The 21618-nt window shown below is 64.4% G+C and carries 13 protein-coding genes; 11 read left to right on the top strand and 2 right to left on the bottom strand.

The annotated features are described in order from the left end of the window. Positions 1-73: 73 nt before the first annotated feature. On the bottom strand, positions 74-1231 hold the full coding sequence (locus tag ABMA59_RS11380; RefSeq protein WP_349005461.1) for a fumarylacetoacetate hydrolase family protein: 1158 nt from the start codon (positions 1229-1231) through the stop codon (positions 74-76). A 329-nt stretch (positions 1232-1560) separates the two neighbouring features. Between ABMA59_RS11380 and ABMA59_RS11375 the strand changes: the two genes are divergently transcribed. From ABMA59_RS11375 to ABMA59_RS11340, 8 genes are all read left to right on the top strand, one after another. Next, entirely contained in the window at positions 1561-3222 is a 1662-nt protein-coding gene (locus ABMA59_RS11375; protein ID WP_349005460.1) for a N,N-dimethylformamidase beta subunit family domain-containing protein, read from the top strand. Between the two features lie 19 nt (positions 3223-3241). Continuing rightward, complete coding sequence (locus ABMA59_RS11370; RefSeq protein WP_349005459.1) at positions 3242-4867, top strand: aminotransferase family protein; 1626 nt, start codon at positions 3242-3244, stop codon at positions 4865-4867. Between the two features lie 7 nt (positions 4868-4874). Further along, positions 4875-5810 (top strand): 3,5-dioxohexanoate:acetyl-CoA acetone transferase, encoded by a 936-nt coding sequence (kce, locus tag ABMA59_RS11365; RefSeq protein WP_349005458.1) that lies wholly within the window; start codon positions 4875-4877, stop codon positions 5808-5810. Positions 5811-6044: 234 nt separating this feature from the next. Further along, positions 6045-6575, top strand: coding sequence for a GNAT family N-acetyltransferase (locus tag ABMA59_RS11360; RefSeq protein WP_349005457.1), 531 nt, complete (start codon positions 6045-6047; stop codon positions 6573-6575). Then, positions 6575-7594 (top strand): histone deacetylase family protein, encoded by a 1020-nt coding sequence (locus ABMA59_RS11355; protein ID WP_349005456.1) that lies wholly within the window; start codon positions 6575-6577, stop codon positions 7592-7594. The genes ABMA59_RS11360 and ABMA59_RS11355 overlap by 1 nt, the downstream gene beginning before the upstream one ends. Before the next feature lie 334 nt (positions 7595-7928). Then, positions 7929-8381, top strand: a complete 453-nt coding sequence (gene derI, locus ABMA59_RS11350; RefSeq protein ID WP_349005455.1) for a D-erythrulose-4-phosphate isomerase — start codon at positions 7929-7931, stop codon at positions 8379-8381. A 146-nt stretch (positions 8382-8527) separates the two neighbouring features. Continuing rightward, complete coding sequence (locus ABMA59_RS11345; protein ID WP_349005454.1) at positions 8528-11173, top strand: caspase family protein; 2646 nt, start codon at positions 8528-8530, stop codon at positions 11171-11173. Positions 11174-11474: 301 nt separating this feature from the next. Beyond that, positions 11475-11663, top strand: coding sequence for a hypothetical protein (locus ABMA59_RS11340; protein ID WP_349005453.1), 189 nt, complete (start codon positions 11475-11477; stop codon positions 11661-11663). A gap of 456 nt (positions 11664-12119) precedes the next feature. Here ABMA59_RS11340 and ABMA59_RS11335 read toward each other — a convergent pair whose 3' ends face one another. Beyond that, positions 12120-13577 carry a caspase family protein gene (locus tag ABMA59_RS11335; protein ID WP_349005452.1) on the bottom strand — a complete coding sequence of 486 codons (1458 nt, stop codon included), beginning with the start codon at positions 13575-13577 and terminating at the stop codon, positions 12120-12122. A 410-nt stretch (positions 13578-13987) separates the two neighbouring features. Between ABMA59_RS11335 and ABMA59_RS11330 the strand changes: the two genes are divergently transcribed. From ABMA59_RS11330 to ABMA59_RS11320, 3 genes are read left to right on the top strand one after another with little or no spacing between them, the layout of a single operon-like run. After that, entirely contained in the window at positions 13988-20869 is a 6882-nt protein-coding gene (locus ABMA59_RS11330) for a hypothetical protein (RefSeq protein WP_349005451.1), read from the top strand. A gap of 2 nt (positions 20870-20871) precedes the next feature. Next, positions 20872-21390 carry an invasion associated locus B family protein gene (locus ABMA59_RS11325; protein ID WP_349005450.1) on the top strand — a complete coding sequence of 173 codons (519 nt, stop codon included), beginning with the start codon at positions 20872-20874 and terminating at the stop codon, positions 21388-21390. Positions 21391-21410: 20 nt separating this feature from the next. Then, positions 21411-21599 (top strand): hypothetical protein, encoded by a 189-nt coding sequence (locus ABMA59_RS11320; protein ID WP_349005449.1) that lies wholly within the window; start codon positions 21411-21413, stop codon positions 21597-21599. The last annotated feature ends 19 nt before the right edge of the window (positions 21600-21618 follow it).

Here is a 21618-nt window from a genome sequence, read left to right as displayed (position 1 = left end):
AGCCCGCACAACGTTCGACAAATGATAAAAACCTTTGCGGGCGAGCCTCGAAGGACGCACCCTCAGACAGCGCTCAGATCAACCCCGCCCCCGCCAGATCCCGCATCAGCCGGCTCGTCCCATAAGTCCACGGCGCGCATTCCGTCGAAAGCCGCACGCGGTTGGTCAGCGCACCCAGCCTTTCGGTAGAGATGGTGACCCGGTCGCCGCCATGATGGGTGAATCCTTTGCCGGCTTCGCCGCGGTCCTTCGACGGCACGAACATTGTGCCGAGATAGAGCGCCATGCCGTCCGGATATTGATGATGCCGGCCCATCGCGGCGGCGACGAGGTCTTCCGGCGAGCGGCTGATCTCGGCCATCGAACTCGCGCCTTCGAGGGTGAATCCGTCCTCGCCCTCGACCTTCAAGGAGACCTTGGCCGACTTCACGTCGGCGATCGAAAATGTTGCGTCGAACAGGCGGATGAACGGCCCGAGCGCGGCCGACGCATTGTTGTCCTTGGCCTTGCCGAGCAGCAGCGCCGAGCGGCCCTCGACGTCGCGCAGGTTCACGTCGTTGCCGAGGGCGGCGCCGACGATCTTTCCGCTGCTGGCGGCGATGACGGCGATCTCCGGTTCCGGATTGTTCCAGGTCGAGACCGGGTGCAGCCCGACATCCGCGCCGAACCCGACCGAGGCCATGGGCTGGCATTTGGTGAAAATCTCGGCGTCGGGGCCGATGCCAACTTCCAGATATTGCGACCAGGCGCCGCGCTCGATCAGCTTGCGCTTTATCTCCATGGCTTCCGGCGAACCCGGCTTCAGCTTCGACAGATCGTGGCCGATCAGCGTGGCGATGTCGGCGCGGATGGCGTCGGCCTTTTCGGGGTTGCCGCGCGCCTGTTCCTCGATGACGCGCTCCAGCAGGCTGACGACGAAAGTGACGCCGGACGCCTTCACCGCCTGTAGATCGACGGGGGAAAGCAGGTAGGGCTGCGCCGCGTCGCGGCTGGACTCGATGCTATTTTCGGCGATCGCCGCCAGTGAGCCGATGGCCCGGCCTTGCGCCGACCGCACATAGGCGGCAGGGTCGTCCATCTCGCAGACGTCGCGCACCAGGGGCGCGGCCTTGGAGGTGATGTCGACGACGTCGCCGCCACGCACCGTGACCACCAGCGGATGCGGCGTTCCGGCCATGCGAGCCCGGCCGACAAAGACACCCTCGCCGGGCAGTTGCAGCAGATCGGCCATGCCTTCCTCCGTCGTGGCTTGCCCGGCCCTTGGCCGGCGGAGCGCATACTACCCAGTTTCGCTTGGACCGCGAGTGGCTGGACCAAACAAAGATTGGCGGTTTCCACATTCGCCCCGCTTGACCGGCAGCCGGTTCGATCCCTAGCTTCCCGCCTCGCAGGTTCTGCCTCGCCGGAGCACTCCGCCACCGGTACGGCGCAGACCCTAGGATCCATGCCGTACCCGCAGCGAAGTGCTCCGGCGGCGGTAGGCCAAGTCGGGCGGGGCCGTGCGATCGGAGGCGCGTGGCCGGCATCGCTCTGAAAAACCTCGTCCGAGTTAGGTTATCCATGCCAGCCCTGCCCACGGAATACCCGGATTTCGGCCTGACGCCCGAGCAGCGGCGGCACGCCGTCTATGGCCATTATTACGAATATCCCGGCATGGACGGCGAGCGCGGCGAGATCTGGGGTTATACCGACCGCTTCTCCTATTCGCCGGGCGATGCCGTTACGCTGTTCGTCAGTTCGACGGCGGACCGCTTCGACATGGAACTGGCGCGCGATGGCGCGGTACTGGTAAAAGTGTTCGAAAAGTCAGGCCTTGCCTCGCGCTGGCAGGATACGCCCGACCAGTGTTCGGTCGAGGGCTGCGGCTGGCAGCCGACATTCGAATTCGCCATCGGTGCCGATTGGAAGTCGGGCGCCTATCGCATGACGCTGACCGCCGAGGGGCGCGACGGAAGCCCAATCGTCAGCCACCATCTTTTCATCGTCCGCCCTTTGCCGGGCAAGAAGCCCGGCCGCATTCTGCAGGTCGCCGCAACCGGCTCGTGGACCGCCTACAACACGTGGGGCGGGTCGAACCATTACCAGGGCATCACCGGCCCGGAGCGCAACCAGTTCGCGATCAGGGCGAGCACGCAGCGGCCCTGGTGCCGGGGTTTCATCATGCTGCCGCCGGAGGCGCCGCGTGTACCGATCGAGGTCAATCTGCCGCCGATGACCGAGCCGCGCTATCCGCATATGGAATGGGCATTTGCGACCGGCCATTCCAAGAAATACGCCTCCGCCGGCTGGGCGAGTTATGACGGGCTGTTCTTCAAATGGGCCGAGCGGCAAGGCTATGCTGTCGATCTCGTCAGCCAGCACGAATTGCATTTCTCGCCCGAGATTTTGCAGGACTACGACTGCGCGGTCTTCGTCGGCCACGACGAGTACTGGACCTGGGAGATGCGCGACGCGGTCGACGATTTCGTCGAAGGTGGAGGGCGGGCGGCCCGCTTCGCCGGCAATTTTTTGTGGCAGACCCGACTTGAGGACGAGGGGCGCGCGCAAATCTGCTACAAATACCGTGCCCGCGCCGAGGATCCTGTCTATCGCAGCGCCGACACCAGCCGCGCCACCATTGGCTGGGAGGCGCCCGAGGTCGGGCGCCCCGGCACCTCCACCTTCGGGCTGAACGCCATGGCGGGCGTCTATGCCGGCTGGGGCGGCTGCATCCCGCGTGGGGTGCGCGGTTTTCCGATCTACAGGCCGGAGCATTGGGCCTTCCGCAACACCGGCCTCTATTATGGCGACGTGCTCGGCCAGGAGAGCCACATCTACGGCTATGAGGTCGACGGGCTCGATTTCATGATGAAGCGCGGCCTGCCCTATCCGACCGGGGAGGGCAATCCGCCGGAAGGCATCCAGATCCTCGGCCTTGGCATGGCCTCGCTGGTCGAGGAAAGCGCCGACGTGCCGCCCGGCTGGCTGAACGACGAGGATGCCGTCTTCACCGCCGAAACGCTCTACGGCGAGGCGACCCCGGAAGCCATGGACAAGGTCAAGCGCGGCAACGGCATGATCGTCAATTTTCCCAAGGGCAAGGGCGACGTGTTCCATGCCGGCACCTGCGAATGGGTCGCCGGCCTGCTACGCAAGGATGCCATGGTCGAGCAGGTGACGAGGAATGTGCTGGACCGGTATCTGGGCAGGTCGTTGGAAAGCCCCAGACCCGGGTGTCTTTGAGATTACTTGGATCGCAGTTATGTCGAATGTTGTCTTCGATCTCTGGTATGTGCGCGAATACCCGGACAGGGAGGATACCGAGCTTCATATCGGCATCTATAGTAGCAGGATAGAGGCTGAGACGGCTATCGTCCGGCTCAAAGGGCAAGCAGGCTTTCGGGACTATCCGCAAGGCTTCAACATTCACGAAACCGAATTGAACAGGGACGGATGGACCGAGGGCTTTGCCACGGTACGCTACCCTTCCAAAACAGAGGACTCCGTCGCGGACGTGCAAGCTTCTCCATCGAATTCTTCACCCAACGTGCCTCGTCCCTCCAACCTCTTCTATCTCGCCAGCCTGCGACGGCCGGTGGTCGACCGCGCCGAGGGCATCTATCTCTGGACCGCTGACGGACGGCGCTTCATCGACGGCTCCAGCGGGCCGGTCGCCGTCAATCTTGGCTATTCCAATCCGGCGGTGCTGGAGGCGATGCGCCGGCAGATGGAAAAGACCACTTTTGCTTACCGCCTGCATTTCGAGAACGAGCCGGCTGAAGAACTGGCGACCAACATAGCCGAGCGGATGCCGGGGGGACTCGACCGCATCTTCTTCGTCTCAGGCGGCTCCGAGGCCGTCGAATCCTGCCTGAAACTCGCCCGCCAGTGGGCGGTCGCGACAGGCCAGGCCAGCCGCTGGAAGGTGATCGCCCGCATGCCGTCCTACCATGGCGGCACCTATGGCTCGCTGGCCGTCACCGGCGACGGGCTCCTGACCGACACTTTCGCCGACCAGATGCGCGTCATGCCGACCGTGCCGGCGCCGACCGCCTATCGCGACCGCGACAATCTCTCACCAGAGGAACGCGGCCTGCGCTATGCCGACATGCTGGAGGAAAGGATTCTAGCCGAGGGGCCAGAAAGCGTGCTGGCCTTCATCATGGAGCCGATCGGCGGCGCGGCCACCGGCGCGCTGGTGGCGCCCGACAGTTATTATCCGCGCATCCGCGAGATCTGCGACCGCCACGGCATCCTGCTGATCCACGACGAGGTGATGAGCGGCATCGGCCGCACCGGTAAGTTTTTGGGCGGCGACCATTGGAACTGCCGGCCCGACATCGTCTCGCTGTCCAAGGGCATCGGCTCCGGCTACGTGCCGCTGGGCGCATTGGCCGCGCCCGGCCGCATCGTCGAGCCGGTGCTGAAGATGGGCGGGTTCCAGCATGGCCACACCTATGCCGGCAATCCGCTGGCCTGCGCCGCCGGCCTGGCGATCATGGGCGAGATGGACCGGCTTGATCTCACCGCCAACGCCGCCGCCATGGGCGAGTTGGTGCTCGATGGGCTGCGCGGCCTGGCGAAACGTTTCCCCTTCATCGCCGACGTGCGCGGAAAGGGCCTGATGGCTGCGGTCGAATATGCCGACCGCGAGACGTTCGAGCCTCTGCGCGCCGATTGGAAGATCGGCCAGCGCGTGCTGGACGCCGCCTATGCGCGCGGGCTGATCGTCTATTCGCGCCGGGTAAAGGGCGGCGTGCAGGGCGACTATACGATGGTCGCGCCGCCGCTGATCGTTACGACGGACGAGGTTTCCGAGATCATCTCCATTCTCGGCGATTCCATCGAGGCGGTCGCCCGCGACCTCGGCTTGCCGGTCGAAGGCTGAGGTTCCCATGGCAAAGCCAGCCCGAAAAGTCGTCATCACCTGCGCCGTCACCGGCTCGGTCCACACGCCGACCATGTCGCCGCATCTTCCGGTGACGCCCGACGAGATCGCAGCCGAGGCAATCGCCGCCGCCGAAGCCGGCGCGTCGATCCTGCACCTGCACGCCCGCGACCCACGGGACGGCCGCCCGACCGCCGACCCTGATGTGTTCATGCGGTTCCTGCCGCGCATCAAGCAGGCGACCGCCGCGGTCATCAACATCTCCACCGGCGGCTCCTCGCTGATGACGCTGGACGAGCGGCTCGCCGCCTCCATCCAGGCCCAGCCGGAAATGTGCTCGCTCAACATGGGCTCGATGAATTTCGGCTTGTTCCCGATGCTCGACCGCCCGCGTGAGTGGAAACACGAGTGGGAGCCGAAGCTGCTGGAGGCGACGCGCTCGACCATATTCAAGAACACCTTTGCCGATATCGAGGATATCCTCGTCCGGCTCGGCAAGGGTTTCGGCACGCGCTTCGAGTTCGAATGCTACGATGTCGGCCATCTCTATTCGCTCGCGCATTTCCGCGACCGAAAACTGGTCGAGCCGCCTTTCTTCATCCAGTTCGTGCTTGGCATTTTGGGAGGCATCGGCGCCGATCCGGACAATCTCGGCCACATGAAACGCATCGCCGACAGACTGTTCGGCGACGACTACCGCTTCTCGGTGCTTGCCGCCGGCCGCGCCCAGATGCCGCTGATCACCATGGCGGCGACCATGGGCGGCAATGTCCGCGTCGGGCTGGAGGACAGCCTCTACGACGGTGCTGGTCTTGCCCGTTCGAACGCCGACCAGGTGCGGCGTATTCGCGGCATCCTGGAGGCGCTGTCCCTCGACGTGGCGACACCCGCCGAAGCGCGAAAAATGCTGGCGCTGAAGGGTGGGGACAGGGTGGCGTTTTAGTCATGATGATCAATTGATGTCTGCGTACCTTCGCACCCCCCTCTGTCCTGCCGGACATCTCCCCCTCAAGGGGGGAGATTGGCTGCTTCATACCCGGCGCTCGTCTTGCAAAGTTGCAGATTGGCGAAAGCTGACGCGAAGGCCAATCTCCCCCCTTGAGGGGGAGATGTCCGGCAGGACAGAGGGGGGTGCGAGGGGGCAGCGTACCCGACAACCGGCGGGGATTTTACGCGCATGAGCGGCTCGCAACCCAAAATCCACCTCCGCCCCGCCACCGTGGCGGATGCGCCCTATATCCATTCCGCGCTGCTCGGCATCGCGCGCACCGTCGACGAAGTCGACAAGGTGCGCTGCGAGGTTGCCGATCTCATCGAATACGGCTTTGGCCCCGCACCGCATTTTGAGGCGGTGATCGCCGAGGTGGAGGGTGCCCCGGCGGGCATGTGCCTGTTTTTCCCAAGCTTTTCCACTTGGTTCGGACGCCCCGGCGTCTACGTCCAGGACCTCTATGTCGAAGATGCCTATCGCGGCCTTGGCATTGGCGCGAAGCTGCTGCGTCGCGTCGCGGCGATCGTGCGCGACCGCGGCGGCGTCTACATGCGCCTGTCGGTCGACACGGAGAATTTCACCGCCCAGGGCTTTTACAACAGGCTCGAGATAAAATTCTCCGATACCGAGCAGGTGCATGCCGCCTATGACGACGCGTTCCTGAACCTTGCCGCAGCCGACTGCCCGCCGGGCGGAACCTTGCCGAAGGAGTTTTGATGAAAGCCTTCTACGCCTCGGAGCAGAAACGCCACGACCCGAAAGCCTTCCTGTCGAGCGGCGCGCCTCAACCGAACCCGGAACAGCCGGAGCGCGTCGAGCGCCTGCTGGCGGGCGCGAAGAAGGCTGGCTGTTCGATCGAACGGCCGAACGACTACGGCCTGGGTCCGATAGCCGCCATCCATACGCCCGAATATATCGACTTTCTGGAGCACATTTATGTGCGCTGGCGGCGCATCGAGGGCGCCTCGGAAGAAGTGATCCCCAACATCCATCCGATCGCGCGCGGCGGCTCTTATCCCGCCTCCGCAGTTGGCCAGGCCGGCTACCACATGGCCGACACCGCCTGCCCGATCTCGGCCGAAACCTTTGAAAGCGCCTGCTGGAGCGCCTGGTCAGCGGTAGCCGCCGCCGATGCCGTGCTCGCTGGCGAGCCCTCGGCCTATGCGCTCTGCCGCCCGCCCGGCCATCACGCTTTCGCCGATGTCGCCGGCGGCTTCTGCTTCCTCAACAACTCCGCCATCGCCGTGCAGCATCTGCGCCGCAGTGCCGCCCGCGTCGCCATCCTCGATGTCGACCTGCATCACGGCAACGGCACACAGGGCATTTTTTACGCGCGCCCCGACGTGCTGACGGTCTCGCTTCATGCCGATCCGGTGCGTTTCTATCCTTTCTTCTGGGGTCATGCGGACGAGCGCGGCGAAGGGCCGGGGCTGGGCTACAATCTCAACCTGCCGCTGCCGCGCAAGTCCGGCGACGACGCTTTTCTCGAAGCCTTGCAAACGGCACTCCGCCGTATTCAAGCCTTCGCACCGGAAGCGCTGGTGGTGGCGCTCGGCCTCGATGCTTTCGAGGGCGACCCGTTCGGCGGCCTGTCGGTATCGACTCCCGGTTTCGCCCGCATCGCCGAGGCGGTTGCCGGGCTGAAACTGCCGGCTGTCATCGTGCAGGAGGGCGGCTACCTCTGCGACGCGCTGGGCGACAACCTGACCTCGTTCCTGACGGGATTTGGCGGCTGAGTTCGACGCGCTTCCGCCAGAACGCCCGCCTCCATCTCCTCCAAGGTTTGCGGTTTGCCGCTGTAGGCAAGTGAGCCGAAAACTTCTTCCGGTCGTGTCTTGGCAAACGCCGGCCCGGCTTTAGCCTCCAATCGAACAATCGGCGCAGGTTTGTCCATTCGGGCCATGAGCTACTTCCTGAAATACGACATCTCATGCTCCAACCTATATAACATCTATCTATGTCCAATGCGTGCCTGTCGCCACTTGCCTATTGAACCGTGACACACAGAAGAATATCTCGAAATGCCGCGGGTCGCTGCGGAACGCCGATTTCAAAGCCTCGGAGAACCCCATGAAAGTCGTCATCGGAGCCGACAGCGCCGGAAAGCCGCTTCTCGACGTGATTGCCGCCCACCTGAAGACCAAGTCTGAGGTCGAACTCACCGACCTGAGCCAGTCGGGTTTCTATGCCGACCTTTCCGACAAGGTCGGCCACGAGATCGTCGACGGGAAATTCGAGCGCGGCATCCTGTTCTGCGGCACCGGCATCGGCGTCTGCATCTCGGCCAACAAGGTGCCGGGCATCCGTGCCGCCCTTACCCACGACACCTATTCGGCGGAGCGCGCGGCCAAATCCAACAATGCTCAGATCATCACCATGGGCGCCCGCGTCATCGGGCCGGAGCTGGCCAAGGCGATCGTCGACACCTGGCTGGCATCGGTGTTCGACCCGAAGGGGCCTTCGGCCGGCAATGTCGAGGCGATCGACCGGCTGGATACGAAGAAGGCCGTTCCCGCCTCATAAGCGACGGTTGCACCGAAGCTGTGGTGGTTTCAACAGTCTCCGAGGTTTTCGTAACAAGCCGCCTTCATCGCGACACCGTCCTGAATCATCTTTGTGCGATCCCTTGGATGGGCGTATAATCTCCAAGGGCTTGCCGAGGTGATCGGATGAAGTTCCTTTCTCAGTCGTTCGGACCGGCCACGGCGCTGCGGCGCTTGGTTCTGGCCGCGCTTCTTGTTGTGCTGTCGGCCGTCGTGGCCATCGGGTCGGCGGATGCGACGGAAAAGAGCGTGTCAGGCCGGCGCGCGGCGCTTGTTATAGGTAATTCCGCTTATGCAAACCTGCCGAAACTGCCCAATGCGGTGAACGATGCCGAGCGCATCAGCGCCGTGCTGAGCGACGCGAATTTCGAAGTCACGGTCGGCGAGAACCTCGACAAGGCTGGGCTGGAGAAGACCGTCAGGGAGTTCCTGCAGACGCTCAACGACGGCGACGTGGCGCTGTTTTATTATACCGGCCACGCGGTCCAGGTTGCCGACCAGAATTTCATCATCCCGGTCGATGCCAGCCTCTCGTCTTCCTACGATCTGGAAGTCGAAACCTACAACGTCAACAATCTGCTCGACTATATGCGTGCCGCCTCGGGCATGCAGATCCTTGTGCTCGACGCCTGCCGCGACAATCCGTTCCGCAATCAGTATTATTATCTCGGCGACAAGAAGGTCGACGTCGCGGGCTCGAAGGGACTCGCCTCGCTGACGCCCAAGCAGGGCTCGCTGATCGTTTATTCGACCGCGCCGGGCGAGGTTGCCTATGACGGCGGCGGCGACATCAGCCCCTTCGCCGGCGCCTTCGCCGACAAGGTATTGAGCCCCAACAAGGAAGTGCGCGAAGTCTTGACCATGGTCCGCTCGGCGGTCATCGACAGCACCGGCGGCCGCCAGGTGCCATGGGACGTCTCCAGCCTGACCTCTCAGTTCTATTTTATTTCGGAGCAGGAAATCCTGGTGCTTGGTGAAAGCGTCACCGAGGTCCGCGCGCCGGCCTCGGCCACGCGCGTCAACCTGAATATCCAGTCGCCCATTGCCTCTGGCGGGATGAAGCTGACGGCGAGCTTCGACAAGGCTCCGGCTTCCGGCATCCTGTTGCTCGACGACCAGGTCGTCCGTCCCGGCACACCAATCGATGCCAACCGCATCGGCGACATCGTCTATGCCGCTGACGCCGGCCAGAAGCCGGTGGAACTCATCCCCTATACAATCAATTCCGACAGCGGCCAGACCGCCAAGGGGGCGGTTGCCATTGTCTTCGACGCTTCCATCCCGAACGAGCCCGACACGTCTATCGTCGTCGCGTCCAACGATGGCGCCGGCATGACCAAGACGGTGACTCCGGTCAAGCTGACGCTCAATTCGGACGTCGGCACCGGCTTCACGCCGGTTCCGACGCTGGAACTCGGCGCCGGCCGTCCGACTGGCTGGCTGCGCGTGGACACGCGCGACCCTTCCGCCCAGGTGGCTGTCGGCCAGGACATGCTGGTGCTCGGCGATCTCGTGCGGGCCGAGGACATCGCGAAGCTCAAGGTGCGGCCGGCGATCCACAAGACGGATGGCGAGGCGCAGATCGTGCTCAATCCGGTAGTGTCCGCGCCGGAAGCCAAGCCGGTGGTCATTGCCATCGACGCCGAGGTCAACGCTTGTGACCGGTTGGCCGCCGAGCCGTTGGATATCCAGGCGGTCACGGAAGGAGTCTGGCCGAACTCCATCAAGATCGACGAGGCGCTCGCCGCCTGCGGCAAGGCCGTCGCCGATTTCCCCGACATTGCGCGCTTCAAGTTTGAATATGGCCGCGTGCTCTACGCCAAGGGCGACTTCCCGGCGGCGCTGAAGATGGTGCGCGAAGCACTCGACGGCGGCCATGTTCGTGCCGGCCAGTTCCTCGGCCGGCTCTACCAGCTTGGTGCGGCGGTCGAACTCGACCCGAAGAAGGCCATCCCGCTGTTCGAGGCGGCGGCGCGCAAGGGCGATCCCTACGGGCAATATTCTCTCGGCAAAGCGCTGATCGAGGGCAATGGCATCAAGCAGGACGTCAAGCGCGGCATCGGATTGATGAACAAGGCGGTGGATTCCGGTCACACCTACGCTTTGAACCAGCTCGGCGCCGAATATTTCTACGGCAACAAGGTGCCGAAGGACATGGAGCGCGCCTACGTCATGTTCCAAAAGTCGGCAGAGCGCGGCGACGTGTGGGGCGAGGTCAATCTCGGCATCATGTACCGCGACGGCGCCTATGTTAAGCAGGATGAGGCAAAGGCCTACCAGCTTTTCGATGAAGCGAACCGCAAGCTTCACCCCTATGCGGCCAGGCTGATGGCCCTGATGGACCGCAAGGCAGGTAAGAGCGATCAAGCGACACTGCTGAAACTGTTCCGCGAAAGCGCGGCGCGCGGCGATGGCTGGGGCGCCTTCTACGCTGCCGAGATCGTCAGCGCCGAGCCCTCGCTTGCCGCCGACCCGGAGGAGGCGGTGCGCCTCTATGCCATGGCCGTCGCCCGCAAGGCCGGCAAGGCGTCGCAGAATGCCCGCGAACGGCTTGCCGCTATGCCGAAGGCGCAACTCGTGACCGACACGCAGAAGGCGCTGATCCGGCTGGGCGCCTCTGGCGTCGATGCCGACGGCAAGCTTGGGCCGCGGGTCCGCACTGCCGCGACCGAGATCCTCGGCCGCAAGGCGCCGGCCGACCCGGTCGATCTCTATGTCGAGATCGTCCGCCATGAATGGATCGAATCGACGCCGCGGCTGGACATGCTGTGAACGGCATCGCGAATTGAACGGGAGACAGGTTTCATGCGCAGATATTTGACGTTGCTTATGATCGGCGTGGCGGCCGGAGCGCTTTCCAACTGCGCCAGCGTGGAGAACACCATGCTCACTCCCTTGAAATACGCCAACGGAATTCAGGGCTCGCAGACGACATCAGCCAGGAGACCTGCTGCGTCATCGCAGGAGGCGGCAGGGCCCACGGCGGGGCCTGCGCGCAAGCGCGTGGTCCGCCGAGTGCCGTCCGCCCAACCCGTCCAGGACGCGCCGCCGCGCGAGCGTGGAGGCGGGGGCGGTGGAATGGGCGGAGGCGGCCGCGGCGGCTCTGGCGGCGGTGGCAATGGAGGCTCCGGTGGCGGTGGTAGTGGAGGCTCCGGCGGCGGAGGCGGTGGCGGAGGAGGCGGCGGTGATGGTGACGGCCCGGGCGGCTGGGGCTGAGCACCAACCCTCAGGCCGCGAGATAGGCGGCCAGTGCTACCTTTGAAGTTCTGGCCGCGGTCGCATTTGAACGTCACAATTCGGCAGCGAACATCCTGTGGTCCCGTTGTGACAACATCCAAGTCTGCGCCGATGGGAGCGGTCTACTGGCGCTCAGGATGGAGCGGCTGAGGCATCATCGGTTTTCGCGATGTCCCGGCCCGCCGGCGTGCACGGCTGCATCGTCCGCGGCGCATTCTTCGCGGCGCCCACCATAGTCTCGGACGGACACCGGCGATCGGCGGGTCGTAGGGCCCTTGCTTGGGGTATAGGGTAGGAAGGTTTGGGGGTGTCACGCTCGTGGCATGGCTTGCGACCGCACCATCACCCCGAAACGCCCGAAAATACCATCGCGGCAAGCCCGCAAGGGATCAGCGTCAGTGCATTGACCGATTCTCGCCGCGCATTTTCCGGCAACCCTTTGAAATCGCAATGAGTTGCGCGCTTGACGCGGCGCCAGTTCTCAGAACACGCCGCCGATGCCGATGCCCGCGCCGATGTCCGGCGGTGGGGCGGCTGGCCTGCTGCGTGCCGTACCGCCGGAGGTTTTCTGCTTGCGTCCGCTAGCCTGACCAGTCGTCTTTGCCTTCGATTTTCCAGTCGATTCCATAGTCGCGGTCTTGACGGGCTTGGCCGGCGCCGGCTCGCGGCAGATGCGGCCGGAACGAAGGAATAGGTCGCCGAGCACGTCGACATTCGGCTCCAGCACGTCCCGGTTCTGTTTCGTCCGTTGCAGATACTCGCCGAGCGCCTTGCGTGAGCCTGGCCCCCACACACCGTCAATGGTCTGGCGATAGCAGCCGACGCGCGAAAGCTCTGTCTGGATGCGGTGGTTGAGGTCGAAGCCGGGCGCCTTGTCCTCGCCATCCTGAGATTTTCCCAGGACCAGCAGCGATTCGATGTCGGATGTGACGGTCTTGCGCGTGCCGCCCAGTTCAAGGCTGGCGACCTGCTGGCCGTCGGTGCCGACCTCGACTGAGCGCGTGCTGCTGGGCAGTTCCTTGCCGAGCAGCAAAACCGCGCTTTGCAGGTCGCTGTCGGCGGAAGCCAGTTGCACCAGCAGCTTCTCCTTCATGCTCGGCACTTCGAGGATGCGGTTCAGCGTGGCGCTCAGCTGCTGTGAATCGATCACCTGCTGTTCGGTGAAATAGAACTGCTCGCGCAGGTTCGATTGATCCCACGGAACCTGGTTGCCGACCGTAAGCTGCTCCGTCTCGTTGCGCACCCTAATCATCATGTCGGAGATGCTGAGGCCAGGGATTTCGAGGTTTTGCAGAAGGGCGGTGGTGAATGGGCTGTTCGAACCCGTGCCGTCCACGGTCACCTTGCCCGGCTCGGTGGCGAAGGCGACGAAGGTGTTTTCACCGGCCTCGATCTGCGCCAGACCGTTGCCGGCGCTGGGGTCGCGCGATCCCATCGGATTGTTTCTGCAGGCGTCGAGGAAGATGAATGTCTGCCGGTCGCGGCTGGTGAACCGGGCGATAACGTCGTTGAGCTTGACGGCTCGCTCGGTGAGCTTGGCGACGCTTTCGGGGTCGAGCGTATCAACGGGAAGCAGGTAATTCTCGCCGTTGAACTGAACGCCGTGACCGGCATAGAAGATCAGAACCGCGCTGTAGCTGTTGAGCTTCGGTTCATAGCTCCGGAACAAGTCGTTGAGTTGGACCGAGGTCATGTCGATGCCGGTCGCCACCTCGAAATTCAGGCGCTTCAGGGCTTCGGATAGGCGCGTCGCGTCGTTGGCGGCGTTGGCAAGATCTTCGTAGCGGGCGCTTTGGTAGTTGGAATTGCCGATGACGATGGCCAGGCGCCCGCGCTGGTCCTGCGCGTTGTCAGCCTCCGTAGCCGCCATCGCCGCGGGGCCGAGCAGCGTCATTGCCAACAGAATGACGGTTCTGGCGAGGCGCAGCAAAGGCGTCATGTCTCGACCGTTCCTTTATGCAGCCGTGGAGGCCGCATGGGTTGAACTCAAACTGCGTGCAGTATGCACGTCAATTCAGGCCGCGCGAACAGGGCCATTTTATGATGGGCGGCGATAATATCAATCTCCGGACCAGAAATTGCGAAGGTCGACGCCAAATCCGGCACAATGGGGAGAGGTTTTCGGAAATAGAGCATTAACCAGCGGCATGGATTGATGGTCTTATTGTTGCATTCGAATCACACGCGTGAACCGTCGGCATAGAGGACCGCCGGATTCCGTTGCGGAATGCCGCTGAGCGGACTACCAATTGTTGGTGGGATTTTGTGCCGGGAGAATGAGGGCTCCTGTCGTGTCATTGACGAGCGCTCGCGACGTGATCTGATTTCGCGGCGGGGCGAGGGGGTTTGATGAGGGACAGATCGAGAGCGGCGCGCCTGGCGGGGGTTTCGACGGCTGCCATACTGGCGGCCGGCATCCTGTCCGCCCCGGAGGCGCTGGCCTGCACCGCCACGCCCACCATCGTCGGCGATCCCGTCACCGGATATTCGGTGACGTCCGTGGCTGTCAATTGTGCGCCGGGCGATGGGGCGGACCTCTTCCTGACCAGCTTCGATGCCGTCTTCTTCGATGGAGAGACGGATAATAATTTGGATTACGGTGGCCAGGCCGCGGATATCATTACGATCGACGGCGGCACGATCAGCGACGCCAATCCCTTGCCGCCGGTGCTGACCACGACCGACAGCGACGGCGTCACCTATACGCTCGACCCGAACGATGTCGTGTTCTCGACGCTCCGCGGCAACGACGAGATCACGATTTCGGGCGGCGACGTGGTGGGTGGCATCGACGCCGGCATCGGCGCCGACCTACTCACGATGACCGGCGGCACCGTATCCGGCACGATCCTTGCCGGTGACGGCGCGGATGAGGTGAACATTCTTGGCGGCGTTGTCGGCACCGCCGCGGCTCCGGCGAACATCGACCTCGGCGCGGGCAACGATCTCTTCACGGCGAGCGGTTCGCTTGTCGCTGGAGAGGGCGGAACATTCCTGTCGGAAAGCCTCATCAACGGTGCCGTTTTGGGCGGTGACGGTGCGGACGACATTACCATCGGCGTCGGCACGACAGTCACGGGCGGCATCGCCGCGGGCGCCGGCGACGACGACGTAGCCGTTCTGGGCGGCGTCGTTGGTTCCGCCGCGGCGCCGGCGGATGTCGATCTCGGTCTCGGCAGCGACGAATTCGTCGTCGGCGCCGGCACCATATCCAATCCGGATGGATCCGAGACGCTCGATGCCGACGGCATCGTTCATGGAGCCGTTCTGGGCGGCGATGGCCGCGACACGATTTCGGTGGTTGTTGGCGGGACGGTCGAAGGCGGCATCGACGCTGGCAACGGTATCGATACGGTAAGCGTGTCGGGCGGGACGGTTGGTACCGCGACTGCCGCGGCCGATGTGGTTCTTGGCAGCGGCGACGACATTTTTTCGGCCGAAGGCGCCTTCGTCGATAACGGCGATGGAGGTTTTGTCCTGGCCGACGGCGTGGTTCACGGCGCTGTGCAGGGCGGTGCGGGTTCCGACGCCATCGCGATTGGCGTTGGCGGTGTCGTCGAAGCCGGCATCGACGGCGGAGATGCCGGCGATCAGGTAAGTGTGCTGGGTGGCGTTGTCGGCACCGCCGCGGCGCCGGCGAATGTCGATCTGGGGGCAGGTAGCGACGTCTTCTTGATCGGTGCGGGCTCGCTAACCAGCCCCGATGGCAGCCAAACCGTCAATGCCGACGGAACCGTACACGGCGCTGTGCTCGGCGGCGACGGCCGCGACGCGATTACGGTCAATAGCGGTGGTGTTGTCGATTTCGGTGTCGATGCCGGCACTGGCATCGACACTGTGACGGTTGCTGGCGGTTCAGTTGGGGGCTTCCTGCAATTGGGTGATGGCTACGACGCCCTCACGATCACCGGCGGCACGATCGACGGATTTGTCGACGGAGGTGCCGGCAATGACGGCATCGCGATGACTGGCGGGACGGTCACTGGATCGGTATTCGGTGACGGAGCTGCCCCGGTCCAAGGCAATGACACTATCGCCGTCTCCGGGGGGAGCATCGGCGGTTCAATTTTCGCCGGCGGCGGTAACGATACCGTCTCGGTTTCCGGCACCGCGCAGATCGGGATCGCCGGCGGACCGGGCGGCCTAGATTCCGTCGGCCTGGAAGATGGCGACGACAGTTTCACCATGACCGGCGGCACGCTGGACGGCGCCGTCAGCGCCGGCGCGGGCAATGACGTGCTTGCCCTCTCCGGCGGCCAGGTCGGCACCTTTGTGGGCGGCGGCGCCGGCAACGATACGATCGACGTCTCCGGCACCGCCAACATCCTCGGTCATGTGACGGCCGAGGATGGCGACGACGCGGTGACCATTCGCGGCGGGGCGATCGGCACATTCGTCGATCTCGGCGCAGGCGACGACACCGTCGCCATGACGGCCGGAACGGTCCAGCAATTCGTCTACGCCAATGACGGCAACGACACGATGACATTTTCCGGCGGGACGGTCGTCGGCGATGTCGGCGGCGGCGCCGGCGACGATGTCGTCGTGGTCGACGGTGGTGCGATCGGTGGATCGGTCCTGACGGACGACGCCACTGGAGCGCAGGGGGACGATTCCGTAGCGGTTTCGGCCAGATCGGTTAGCGGGTCTGTCGAAACGGGCGGCGGCAACGACGCCGTCAGCATGTCCGGGGGCGCCAGCGTCGGAACGGCTGTGGGAACGACCGTCTCCGTCGGACTGGGGGATGGTGACGACCAATACGCCATGACGGGGGGGACTATCGCCGGCGATGTCGACGGCGCCGCAGGCTCCGATGTCTTCGATATCTCAGGTGGCGTTACCGGTGGTTCCGTTCTCGCGGGCGACGGTGATGACACCATCGACATTGCAGGCAGCGCGAACATCGGCGGCGATGTCGCGGGCGGGGCTGGCATCGATTCTGTGACGGTTGACGGCGGCGCGGTCGGCGGTGCGATCGACCTCGGCGACGATGCTGATGTCGTTGCGGTCAATGCTGGAACGATCGCTGGCGACGTCGATGGCGGCGCGGGCGACGACGAGATGTCGTTTGCCGGAGGCACCGTAAATGGCTCGGCGATTGGCGGGGCCGGCAATGACGGCATCTCCGTTCTGGCCGGCGGGACCATCGATCAGTCGGTGGCTGGCGGCGACGGCAATGATGAGATTGCGGTCGCCGGTTCGGTGGGCGGCTCGGTGCTGGGCGAAGGCGGTGATGACGCCATCGACGTTGCCGATACCGCGAATATTGGCGGCGATGTCGCCGGCGGGGCTGGCATCGATACGGTGACGGTTGACGGCGGCGCGATCGGCGGCGCGGTGGACCTTGGCGACGATGCGGATGTCGTCGCGGTCAATGCGGGAACGATCGCCGGAAACGTTGATGGCGGCGCGGGCGACGACGAGATGACGTTTGCCGGAGGCACCGTAAATGGCTCGGCGATTGGCGGGGCCGGCAATGACGGCATCTCCGTTCTGGCCGGCGGGACCATCGATCAGTCGGTGGCTGGCGGCGACGGCAATGATGAGATTGCGGTCGCCGGTTCGGTGGGCGGCTCGGTGCTGGGCGAAGGCGGTGATGACGCCATCGACGTCGCCGATACCGCGAATATTGGCGGCGATGTCGCCGGCGGGGCTGGCATCGATACGGTGACGGTTGACGGCGGCGCGATCGGCGGCGCGGTGGACCTTGGCGACGATGCGGATGTCGTCGCGGTCAATGCTGGAACGATCGGCGGAAACGTCGATGGCGGCGCGGGCGACGACGAGATGTCGTTTGCCGGCGGCACCGTAAATGGCTCGGCGATTGGCGGGGCCGGCAATGACGGCATCTCCGTTCTGGCCGGCGGGACTATCGGCCAGTCGGTGGCTGGTGGCGCTGGCAGCGACCAGATCGCGGTTGCCGGTTCTGTCGGCGCTTCTGTGGCCGGCGAAGACGGCGACGACACCATCGACGTCGCCGATACCGCGAATATTGGCGGCGATGTCGTCGGCGGGGCTGGCATCGATACGGTGACGGTTGACGGCGGCGCGATCGGCGGCGCGGTGGACCTTGGCGACGATGCGGATGTCGTCGCGGTCAATGCGGGAACGATCGCCGGAAACGTTGATGGCGGTGCGGGCGACGACGAGATGTCGTTTGCCGGTGGCACCGTAAATGGCTCGGCGATCGGCGGGGCTGGGAACGACGGCATCTCCGTTCTGGCCGGCGGGACCATCGATCAGTCGGTGGCTGGTGGCGCTGGCAGCGACCAGATCGCGGTTGCCGGTTCTGTCGGCGCTTCTGTGCTTGGCGAAGACGGCGACGACACGATCGACGTTGCCGGCACTGCGAACATCGGCGGCGATGTCGTTGGCGGGGCTGGCATCGACAATGTAACGATCGACGGCGGCACGATCGGCGGAGCGGTCGACCTTGGCGACGACGCGGACGTCGTGGCGGTCAACGCGGGCACGATCGGTGGAGATGTCGATGGCGGCGCTGGCGATGACGAGATGTCGTTCGCGGGCGGGACCGTCAACGGCTCGGCGAATGGCGGGGCCGGCAATGATGGCATCTCCGTTCTGGCCGGCGGGACCATCGATCAATCGGTGGCAGGCGGCGCCGGCAGCGACCAGATCGCGGTGGCCGGTTCGGTGGGCGGTTCGGTGCTTGGCGAGGACGGCGACGACACGATCGATGTTGCCGGCACCGCGGATATCGGCGGCGATGTCGTCGGCGGGGCTGGCATCGATCGGGTGACGATAGCGGGCGGCACGATCGGCGGAGCGGTCGATCTTGGCGACGATGCGGATGTCGTTGCGGTCAATGCTGGAACGATCGCCGGGGACGTCGATGGCGGCGCGGGCGATGACGAGATGGCGTTCGCGGGAGGAACGGTCAACGGTTCGGCGAATGGCGGGGCCGGCAATGACGGCATCTCCGTGCTGGCCGGCGGGACCATCGATCAATCGGTGGCAGGTGGCGCTGGCAGCGACCAGATCGCGGTCGCAGGTTCGGTGGGCGGTTCGGTGCTTGGCGAGGACGGCGACGACACGATCGACGTTGCCGGCACCGCGGATATCGGCGGCGATGTCGTCGGCGGGGCTGGCATCGATCGGGTGACGATAGCGGGCGGCACGATCGGCGGAGCGGTCGATCTTGGCGACGATGCGGATGTCGTTGCGGTCAATGCTGGAACGATCGCCGGGGACGTCGATGGCGGCGCGGGCGACGACGAAATGGCGTTTGCCGGCGGCACGGTCAACGGCTCGGCCAATGGCGGGGCCGGCAATGACGCTATCAGCATAGCCGGCACGGCGGATATTGCTGGGACTGTCGATGCCGGGGCCGGCAACGATAATGTGCAGGTTGCAGGTGGTTCGATCGGCGGCTCGGTTAATCTCGGTGCCGGTACGGACGTGATGACAGTGGGCGGCGGCACGATCGCAGGTTCGATCGTCGGCGGCGGCGGCGAGGATTCCGTCACCGTTTCGGCCGGCACCATCGACGGCGGCATCCAGGCGGAAACCGTAACGCTGAACGGCGGGACAATCCGCGGCGACATAACCGGCCTGTCTGGCAACACGCTTGTCATAGATGCGGACGACCTAACGCTGCGCGACGGTGTCCTGTTCTCCGGGACAGATGCGGTCGGGACCATCACGGGCACCAATCTTGCAGGCGGCGGGCAGAGCCAGAACTTCGCCGGGTTCGAAAGGCTGACGGTGGGCGGTGCTTCGACATTGGCGTTCAACGAAGGCACCCAGCAGATCGACGCGCTGTCGGTGCTGACCGGTTCGACGGTGTTCGTCTCGGGCCAGGTCAACCTGAATTCACAGGCAGGTGGTGCCGGCCGCTTGATTGTGAACGACGCCACCATCGACATGGCCAACGGCGATCCCACGGACGTCTTCAACGTCGGCGACATCGCCCTTGACGGCGCGACCATCGCCATCGACGTCAATGCGCAACAGGGCGTGTCGGACTTGATCAATGCCGCGGGCACTTTCACGGCCGCGGGCGCCAACACGGCTTTCGTCAACCTTCTGGGCACGCCGCAACTCGCGATATCGAGCGTTATCGCCATCGCTCCGGTGGCCGGCGAGACCGCGCCGACCGGCGGTACAGCCTCGCCCTTCTTCACCGTCGACGGAATACCGTCGACGCCGAGCGATCTGTTTACCTATGACGTGATCACCGGCGCCGATGGCGGGCTCTATCTGCTGGTTTCGCCGGTCGACCCATCCGCGCCGCTGCTGCCGCGTGTCGCGGTCGATTCGCAGCCGCTCGAGACGGTCACCTCGGCCGTCTACGACATTTTGAACGACAGCGTTTTGACGAATTTCAACCTGTTGGTCAGCGGCAACCGCGCCGACGCGGCACCAAGCTTCGGCATCTATGCTTCGGGCCAGGCGGCGCGTGTCAACCATGACGGCTTCAGCATCACGGGCGGCGGCTTCTCCGGCGTGAACGGTCCGTCCTTCACGGCCGACGATTTCTCGATTGCCGCCAGCGTCGAGCTCAATGCGGCAGAGTATTTCGGGCTCGACAAGTCGATCGGTCTGGATGTCGGCCTCTTCGGCGGCTACACGACCTCGTCGGTCGATCTCGATTCCACCAACCTTTTCGCCGATGTCGGCGACGGCGAGAACAGAAGCTGGATGGTCGGCGGCTACGGCCTCTACCGAACCGGCACCACCTATGGGCTGGTCTCGGCGACCGGTTTCTTCGGCAACACCGACCTCAACAACGGCGTGCTGAACTCGACCGGCAGCTACGATACCGCGGGCGTGGCGGTGACCGGAAGCATCGGCCATGTTTACCAGATCGACGAGAACCTGCGCTTCGACCTGCGCGGCGGTCTGCTGGGCGTCGCCTTCCAGGGCGATTCCTTCGAGGACAGCCAGGGCGTCAATTTCGGCAAGTCCAACATCTCGTTCGGCGCGATCAAATTCGAGCCCGGCATCTTCGGTCTTTATCCGCTCGAAAACGGCAAGGTGTTCAGCCCCTATCTCCGGCTCGACCTGCAGCAGCGCTTCGCTTACCGCAACGAGAGCAGCGTTCAGGATGTCGAGTTCGATTTTGACGACGCCGACTTCTCCGCTGCCATCGCGGGCGGCTTCAACTATCAGATATCGAAGATCACGACGATGAGTGCGGAAGTTCGCGGCAAATTCTCCGAGGACAGCAGCACCTATGCTGGCAAGATCGGACTGAAGGCGAGGTTCTGACCATGTCCACGCGAGGGTCTCGCGGGCGGCTCACCGCCGCGCGAACGGTTTTGCTGGCTGGATGCGCGACAGGGCTCCTCGCCGTGCAGCCGTCGCTCGCGCAGGAGGTCGCAACGCCGCCCGCGCCGACCTGGACGATCAGTTGTTCGGGGGAGGCCAACCAAGCCAAGCTGGCGTGCACGCTGACCCAGACCCTCATCATGAAGGACAAGGGCCAGCGCGTCTTGACGGCGGTGGTGACCAACAATGACGGCAAGCCGCTGCTCAATCTCGGCCTGCCGCACGGGCTCAATCTGTCCAAGGGCGTCGACATCTGGATCGACGAGGCGGCAAGGCAGAATTTTCCGATCGTCACCGCCGACCAGAAGGGCAGCTACGCGATCATCGCGCTGAAGGACACGTTCATCAACGCGATGAAACAGGGCAAGTTACTCAACGTCGCCGTCACGGCATTCGCCGGTAACGAAATCATCCTTCAACTCTCGCTGAACGGGTTCTCGGCGGGCTTCGCCAGGCTTTGAGGCATGCAATTTCCGCCATAATGCTGCGTTCCGATGCGGCAGGGTTTGGCTTTGTCCGTTGCGTTGCGGGCGACACGATGGCGGGATTGGTTTCAGGCTTCGGCAGCGCGCTGGTCAGCCGGTTCGGGATGGGCCGTGAAGAACGGTTTTCATTGCAGGCGCATTGCTTTAGCATTCGTTTGCAAAAGCAGACGATACCTTGCCGATGACAAGGCCACCGGAGACCGA

This window comes from Mesorhizobium yinganensis, from assembly GCF_040081985.1.
In the GTDB taxonomy this organism is placed as follows: Bacteria; Pseudomonadota; Alphaproteobacteria; order Rhizobiales; family Rhizobiaceae; genus Kumtagia; species Kumtagia yinganensis.
The sequence above is the reverse complement of the archived record's forward strand: the minus strand, read 5'-3'. Positions and strand labels throughout refer to the sequence as shown.

Coding starts and splice junctions, on each gene's coding strand:
- ABMA59_RS11355 (WP_349005456.1), top strand. CDS start 6,575: ATGAAAGCCTTCTACGCCTCGGAGCAGAAACGCCACGACCCGAAAGCC.
- kce (WP_349005458.1), top strand. CDS start 4,875: ATGGCAAAGCCAGCCCGAAAAGTCGTCATCACCTGCGCCGTCACCGGC.
- ABMA59_RS11345 (WP_349005454.1), top strand. CDS start 8,528: ATGAAGTTCCTTTCTCAGTCGTTCGGACCGGCCACGGCGCTGCGGCGC.
- ABMA59_RS11330 (WP_349005451.1), top strand. CDS start 13,988: ATGAGGGACAGATCGAGAGCGGCGCGCCTGGCGGGGGTTTCGACGGCT.
- ABMA59_RS11335 (WP_349005452.1), bottom strand. CDS start 13,577: ATGACGCCTTTGCTGCGCCTCGCCAGAACCGTCATTCTGTTGGCAATG.
- derI (WP_349005455.1), top strand. CDS start 7,929: ATGAAAGTCGTCATCGGAGCCGACAGCGCCGGAAAGCCGCTTCTCGAC.
- ABMA59_RS11320 (WP_349005449.1), top strand. CDS start 21,411: ATGCTGCGTTCCGATGCGGCAGGGTTTGGCTTTGTCCGTTGCGTTGCG.
- ABMA59_RS11370 (WP_349005459.1), top strand. CDS start 3,242: ATGTCGAATGTTGTCTTCGATCTCTGGTATGTGCGCGAATACCCGGAC.
- ABMA59_RS11375 (WP_349005460.1), top strand. CDS start 1,561: ATGCCAGCCCTGCCCACGGAATACCCGGATTTCGGCCTGACGCCCGAG.
- ABMA59_RS11360 (WP_349005457.1), top strand. CDS start 6,045: ATGAGCGGCTCGCAACCCAAAATCCACCTCCGCCCCGCCACCGTGGCG.
- ABMA59_RS11325 (WP_349005450.1), top strand. CDS start 20,872: ATGTCCACGCGAGGGTCTCGCGGGCGGCTCACCGCCGCGCGAACGGTT.
- ABMA59_RS11380 (WP_349005461.1), bottom strand. CDS start 1,231: ATGGCCGATCTGCTGCAACTGCCCGGCGAGGGTGTCTTTGTCGGCCGG.